General features: G+C 63.3%; 3 protein-coding genes. 2 read left to right on the top strand and 1 reads right to left on the bottom strand.

From position 1 onward, the window contains the following. The first annotated feature begins 59 nt into the window (after positions 1-59). A complete protein-coding gene (locus tag ACXJL8_RS28620; RefSeq protein WP_456686004.1) occupies positions 60-1,871 on the top strand; it encodes an adenylate/guanylate cyclase domain-containing protein in 1,812 nt (603 codons plus the stop codon). Positions 1,872-1,943: 72 nt separating this feature from the next. Here the strand turns inward: ACXJL8_RS28620 and ACXJL8_RS28615 are convergent, their stop codons facing one another. Then, positions 1,944-2,840, bottom strand: coding sequence for a DMT family transporter (locus ACXJL8_RS28615; RefSeq protein ID WP_456624397.1), 897 nt, complete (start codon positions 2,838-2,840; stop codon positions 1,944-1,946). Between the two features lie 769 nt (positions 2,841-3,609). On the opposite strand from ACXJL8_RS28615, the gene ACXJL8_RS28610 reads away from it, so the two are divergent. Then, positions 3,610-7,241 (top strand): vitamin B12-dependent ribonucleotide reductase (locus tag ACXJL8_RS28610; protein ID WP_456686003.1); only part of this gene is annotated, 3,632 nt, incomplete at its 3' end.

The raw sequence follows: 7,241 nt of genomic DNA, 5'->3' as shown, positions 1-7,241 counted from the left end.
GAACTGGACGTATCGTCGATCCTGTTTCGCGCCAGCAAGGTGATCTCCTGAGAGCAGTTATGACGGACGGTGATGCACAGTCCTCTTCGTCTGCGGACCATGTTTCGATGGCCCCGCGTCGCTCGCTATTCTTCAAATACTTCGCGACGTTGTTTGTTGCCGCAGTCGTGCCTCTGATACTCGGCGCGGCCGTCGAGGCATCATTCGGTTATCGGGATCAGCGTCGCCAGATTAGCGCGGTGCTGCAAGCAGACGCTCGCGCGGCGTCCGACAGAATAGAGGCGTTCACCGATGGAATACGAGATCAACTGGGGTGGATGGTGCAGTTTCCCTGGTCTCCTGGAGACGACGAGCAACACAAGATCGACGCTTTGCGTCTACTTCAGCAGGTGCCTGCGATAGTTTCAGTTTCGCTTCTGGACCAGACTGGCACCGAACGGGTGTTTGTTTCCAGACTGCGTCTGAACAGGACCGGTCGCGGCATCGATATGTCTGCGGACCCTGCCGTTCCGGGTGCACGCGCCAACAGGGTCTGGTACGGACCGGTTCAATATCATCAGGATTCAGAGCCTTACATGAGGATCGCGGTTGCCGGAAGCCTGCCGGCGGCCGGGATTGCGATCGCGGAGGTCAATCTAAAGCTGATCTGGGATGTGATCGCGGCTATCAGAATTGGCGAGACCGGCTACGCCATCGTGGTCGACGACTCCGGTCACCTGATCGCCCATCCTGATATCAGTCTGGTTCTGCGTGGTCGCGCCAGCTCGGGCAGTTTTGGCCGGATCAAGCATCTGCTTGGGGCCACGAGTGGGGCGGCGGTGATAACCGGGGACCGTGGTAAGCCCGTCGTGGCGCTATCCGTTCATGCGGCAGATGTGGGTTGGACGGTAATTGCGATGCAGCCGGTCCTGGAAGCCTTTGCATCAATTCGCGCAGCTTTGTGGCGCTCCCTAATTCTCATTGCGCTCGGCATTCTCATCGCGCTGGCGCTCGCCTATTGGCGCGCGCACAGGATGTCTGGTCCGATCAAGCAATTGGAAGACGGCGTTGAGCGGATTAGAACCGGACAGTTAGAGCATCGCATCAAAATCTTCAGCGGCGATGAGTTGCAACAACTGGCGGTGCGCTTCAATGAAATGGCATCCGAACTGGCGATCTCGCAGCAAAAGTCGGTGCGGATCGAAAGGCTGAAGCAATTCTTGCCGTCACAGGTCGCCGAACTGGTCGAGCATTCCCCCGAATTGCTCGAAGGGCAGCGACGCGAAGTCGCCGTTATCTTTGGCGATTTGCGCGGATTCACGGCGTTCTCTACGCGCAATGAACCCGATGTTATCATGGCCGTACTGCGCGAGTACTATGAGGCGGTTGGAGCTGTTACGACTCGTCATGAGGCGACCCTGATCGGCTTTGCCGGAGACGGAGTCATGCTCCTCGTCAATGCCCCGGTCGCATGTGAGCAACCGGCAAGCCAAGCGGTCCGGCTCGCGATCGACCTGCAGGTCGCGGTGCAGTCCATTGCCAGTAAATGGTGCGCTGAGGGCCATGCGATCGGCTTTGGTGTGGGCGTTGCTATGGGGCCCGCAACAGTTGGTACCGTCGGTTATAATGGTCGACTGGACTATACGGCCATGGGAGGCGTCGTCAATTTGGCGTCTCGGCTCTGCAATCTCGCGAAGGACGCGCAAATCCTGGCTGATCCCACCATCGCTGGAGGGGTAAAGCATAGCATTCCGTTGGTATCGCTTGGGCGGCGGAACATCAAAGGCTACGACGAAGCACTCGAAATCTTTGCCGTCGCAAATGCTGATTTGCCTTTGAAGCCAGAGGGCTCCGGGCTACGCCGGCGAGAGAAAGAACCTCAAACTTGCTAATGCGCTGTTTCCCTTGCCGAAGCGACGCAAAAGATCTGAGCTCGTTTGGGTTCGTCACCGGCGTTCGCGCTGCTAGCGCGTCGCCAGCACCACGCCCGCGAGCGTGAAAACCAGCGCCGCGATCTGGCCCGGCCCCAGCGGCTCATGCAGCGCAATCGCCGAGGCGGCGACGCCGATCACCGGCACCGCCATGGTGCCGATCGCGGCGACCGAGGCCGGCAGGCGCGACAGCGCGGCGAACCAGCTGACGTAGGCGATGCAGAACTGCACCACGGTCGAATAGACCAGAAGTGCCCAGCCGACCGGCGTGATCAGCTCCAGATGCGAGGTCTCGACCAGCAGACCCACAATCGCGACCGGCAGGCAGCCGAGCCCGATCTGCCAGGCTGCCGCCGTGATCGGCGGCAGGTGGATCGGATATTTCTTCAGCAACACCGTGCCGAGCGCAAAGCCGGCGGCCCCGGCGAGCGCCATGACAATGCCGGGCAGCTTCTCTTCGCTGGCGGCAAAGCCGTTGCCGCCCATGATCGAGGCGAGCCCCGCAAAGGCCATCACCAGCGCGACGGTGCGCAGCACCGTCGGCCGCTCGCCGAGCACGGGCCAGGCGATGAGCGAGGCCCAGACCGGCATGGTGTAGGCGATCAGCGCGGCTTCGCTCGCCGGCAGCCACAACAGCGCGAGCCCCATCAGCACCATCCAGCCGGTGACGTTGAGAAGAGCCGCGATCAGGAGCCGCGGCCAGATCTCACGCGCGACCTTGAGGCTGTCGCGGCGGATCAGGGCGAGCGCGGCCAGCAGCACCGCCCCGAGCACGCCGGTCACCCCGCGCAGCGTCAATGGCGGCAGTTCCGCGATGAGGAACTTTGTCACCGGCCAATTAAAACCCCAGCCCACCGAGGTGATGGCGAGGAACATCAGGCCGGCCGGGGCGATGCGCGGCCGCGCATCCCGGCGAGTCGAATCAAGCATGTAGGGTACCCGGCAGAAACGGGGTCAGCWTGGCGCGGATTCGGCTCCCCCACCACCACCCCGGCGGGCATGCCTGCCCWCACCTTCCGTAKCCCTACGTGAGTCCCGCCGGCGCAACCCCGTTGCCTAAAAATATACCTGCCCTGTGAACAGCGGGATGAAGCCTCCGGAACACCACCGGACATAAATTTTTTCGGTTGGGAATCCCTGAGGACTCACCGATACTTGCCTCCAGAACAGGCGCGGGCTTGCCCCCTGTTATCCCCCGCTGTCCACCATATTTAGTATTTGATTCAGGAACTCGCACTAGTTCTTGACGGGCGCAACGGAGAGTCCTAGCTTTCAGTCCGTTCGGCGCGAGTGTGTTTGCGTCCCGCCGGCACTCCCCCAAAGGGTCCGCAAGACGGCACTCCGCCAAGCCAGACGAAGGCAGCGGGATGAGGGCTTGTCTGCCCTCGAAAGCGGACTTTTCGGGGCGCCAGAACGGGCTGGAAACAGGCTCGAATGGCAATGGTTGAAGACGTGACGTTTGTGGGGCGTTGAACGCATGTCGGGTGCATCGCTTTGGGGCGGGTGCACCTGGACATGCCGGCGGATGATCGGTGCACGCATCGATGAATCGCGCCGGGAGAAACTGGGCCGGAAACCACCGGCTGAACTGCGAAGCCTTAAAGGGCCGGCAAGGCCTTGAGGGACTCGCGAAGCGAAATATCGAGCCGGCACGCCTGAACCGAGGCGGGACCGGTCACAATAAGGACGGGGCAAGACGATGCGGATTGAGCGGCGCCACACCACCCAGGGACAGTCACCTTACGCCGGAATCGATTTCCGGCTGACCACGTCGGAGATCAGGAATCCCGACGGCTCGGTGGTGTTCAAACTTGAGAATGTCGAGGTGCCGACCGAGTGGTCGCAGGTCGCCTCCGACGTGCTGGCCCAGAAATATTTCCGCAAAGCGGGCGTCGCCGCGCGCCTGAAGAAGGTCGAGGAGGAATCCGTCCCCTCCTTCCTGTGGCGTTCCGTGCCCGATACCGATGCGCTTGCGGCGCTGCCCGAGAAGGAGCGCTATGTCAGCGAGCTCTCGGCCAAGCAGGTGTTCGACCGCCTCGCCGGCTGCTGGACCTATTGGGGCTGGAAGGGCGGCTACTTCACCTCCGACGAGGACGCCCAGACCTTCTATGACGAGCTCCGCTACATGCTGACCATGCAGATGGTCGCACCGAACTCGCCGCAATGGTTCAACACCGGCCTGCACTGGGCCTATGGCATCGACGGCCCCGGCCAGGGCCATTATTACGTCGACCCCTTCACCGCCAAGCTGACCAAGTCCAAGTCGGCCTATGAGCATCCGCAGCCGCACGCCTGCTTCATCCAGGGCGTCGGTGACGACCTCGTCAACGAGGGCGGCATCATGGACCTCTGGGTGCGCGAGGCGCGCCTGTTCAAATACGGCTCCGGCACCGGCTCCAACTTCTCGCGCCTGCGCGGCGAAGGCGAAAAACTCTCCGGCGGCGGCCGCTCGTCCGGCCTGATGAGCTTCCTCAAGATCGGCGACCGCGCCGCGGGTGCGATCAAGTCCGGCGGCACCACCCGCCGCGCCGCCAAGATGGTGGTGGTCGACGCCGATCATCCGGATATCGAGACCTATATCGACTGGAAGGTGAAGGAGGAGCAGAAGGTTGCCGCTCTCGTCACCGGCTCCAAGATCAACCAGAAGCACCTCAAGGCGGTGCTCAAGGCCTGCGTCAATTGCGAAGGCTCGGGCGACGACTGCTTCGATCCCGAGAAGAACCCGGCGCTCCGCCGCGAGATCAAGCTCGCGCGCCGCAGCCTCGTGCCCGACAACTACATCAAGCGGGTGATGCAGTTCGCCAAGCAGGGCTACAAGGACATCCAGTTCGACGTCTACGACACCGACTGGGATTCGGAAGCCTATCTCACGGTGTCCGGCCAGAACTCCAACAACTCGGTCTCGCTGAAGGACGACTTCCTGCGCGCGGTCGAGACCGATGGCGACTGGAGCCTGATCGGCCGCACCACCAAGAAGGTGACCAAGACGCTGAAGGCGCGCGACCTCTGGGAGAAGATCGGCTACGCCGCCTGGGCGTCGGCCGACCCGGGCCTGCACTTCAACACCACCATGAACGACTGGCACACCTGCAAGGCGTCCGGCGACATCCGCGCCTCCAATCCGTGCTCGGAATACATGTTCCTGGACGACACGGCGTGCAACCTCGCCTCCGCCAACCTGCTGACGTTCTACAACACCACGACCAAGCATTTTGACGTCGAGGGCTACGAGCATCTCTGCCGCTTGTGGACCCTGGTGCTCGAAATCTCCGTGATGATGGCGCAGTTCCCGTCGAAGGCGATCGCCGAGCTCTCCTACGAGTTCCGCACGCTCGGCCTCGGCTACGCCAATATCGGCGGCCTGCTGATGACCATGGGTCTTCCTTACGACAGCAAGGAAGGCCGTGCGCTCTGCGGCGCGCTGACCGCGATCATGACCGGCATCACCTACAAGACCTCGGCGGAGATCGCCTCCGAGCTCGGCACCTTCCCCGGCTACAAGAAGAACGCCGCGCACATGCTGCGCGTGATCCGCAACCACCGCCGCGCCGCCCATGGCCAGTCCAACGGCTACGAGGCGCTCAGCGTCAACCCGGTGCCGATGGACCTGGTCTCCTGCCCGCAGGCCGACCTGGTCGCGCATGCGCAAAAAGCCTGGGATGCCGCGCTCGAGCTCGGCGAGAAGCACGGCTATCGCAACGCCCAGACCACGGTGATCGCGCCGACCGGCACGATCGGCCTCGTCATGGATTGCGACACCACCGGCATCGAACCGGACTTCGCGCTGGTGAAATTCAAGAAGCTCGCCGGCGGCGGCTACTTCAAGATCATCAACCGCGCGGTTCCCGCGGCGCTGCGCGCGCTCGGCTATCGCGAGAGCGACATCGCCGAGATCGAGGCCTACGCCGTCGGCCACGGCTCGCTGTCCAACGCCCCCGGCATCAACGCCTCGACGCTGAAGGCCAAGGGTTTTACCGATGAGGCCATCGCCAAGGTCGAGAAGGCCCTGCCGACCGCCTTCGACATCAAGTTCGCCTTCAACAAGTGGACCTTTGGCGAAGACTTCATCCGCGACCAGCTCGGCATCGGTGCCGAGGCGATCGCGGCCCCCGGCTTCGACCTGCTCCAGGCCGTCGGCTTCACCAAGCGCGAGATCGAGGCCGCCAACGTCCACATCTGCGGCGCGATGACGGTGGAAGGTGCTCCGCACCTCAAGGCCGAGCACTATCCGGTGTTCGACTGCGCCAATCCCTGCGGCAAGATCGGCAAGCGCTACCTGTCGGTCGAGAGCCACATCCGCATGATGGCGGCGGCGCAGCCCTTCATCTCGGGTGCGATCTCCAAGACCATCAACATGCCGAACGACGCCACGGTGGAGGACTGCAAGTCCGCCTACATGCTGTCGTGGAAACTCGCATTGAAGGCCAACGCGCTCTATCGCGACGGCTCCAAGCTCAGCCAGCCGCTCAACTCGCAGCTCATCAGCGATGATGAGGACGAGGACGATGCGGTGGAGAGCCTCTACGACAAGCCGATGGCGGCGCGTGCCACGCAGGTCTCGGAAAAGATCGTCGAGAAGCTGGTCGAGCGCATCATCGTGATGCGCGAGCGCGAGAAGATGCCGGATCGCCGCAAGGGCTACACCCAGAAGGCGGTCGTCGGCGGGCACAAGGTCTATTTGCGCACCGGCGAGTATGACGACGGCCGCATCGGCGAGATCTTCATCGACATGCACAAGGAAGGCGCGGCGCTCCGCTCCTTCATCAACAACTTCGCCATCGCGGTCTCGCTGGGCCTCCAGTACGGCGTGCCGCTCGACGAATATGTCGACGCCTTCACCTTCACCCGCTTCGAACCGGCGGGCCCCGTGCAGGGCAACGACAGCATCAAGTACGCGACCTCGATCCTCGACTACGTCTTCCGCGAACTGGCGGTGAGCTACCTCAGCCGCTTCGACCTCGCCCATGTCGATCCCAGCGAGACCGGGTTCGACGTGCTCGGCAAGGGCGTCGAGGAAGGCAAGGAGCCGGACGACCACGGCCACCACGCGACAAAACTGGTGTCGCGCGGCCTCACCCGCTCCCGCACCGACAACCTCGTGGTGATGCGCGGCGGCTCGACCGCGGTCGCCTCGGGCAACGACAGTGCGCCCGCCGGCGGCTCCAAGGTCACCGCGCTCGCCTCCCACGGCGCAAGCCGTGCCGGCGACGTCCTCGAAGGCGCGGTCGCGCTGAAGCAGGAAGTCAGCCACGACCTCTCGCCCACCGAGAAGCTCGAAGCCCTCCAGTGGAGCAAGGCCGGCACTGCACAGACCCTGGTGCCCTCCAAGGC

Source organism: Bradyrhizobium sp. P5_C11_2 (genome assembly GCF_054049755.1).
The sequence above is the reverse complement of the archived record's forward strand: the minus strand, read 5'-3'. Positions and strand labels throughout refer to the sequence as shown.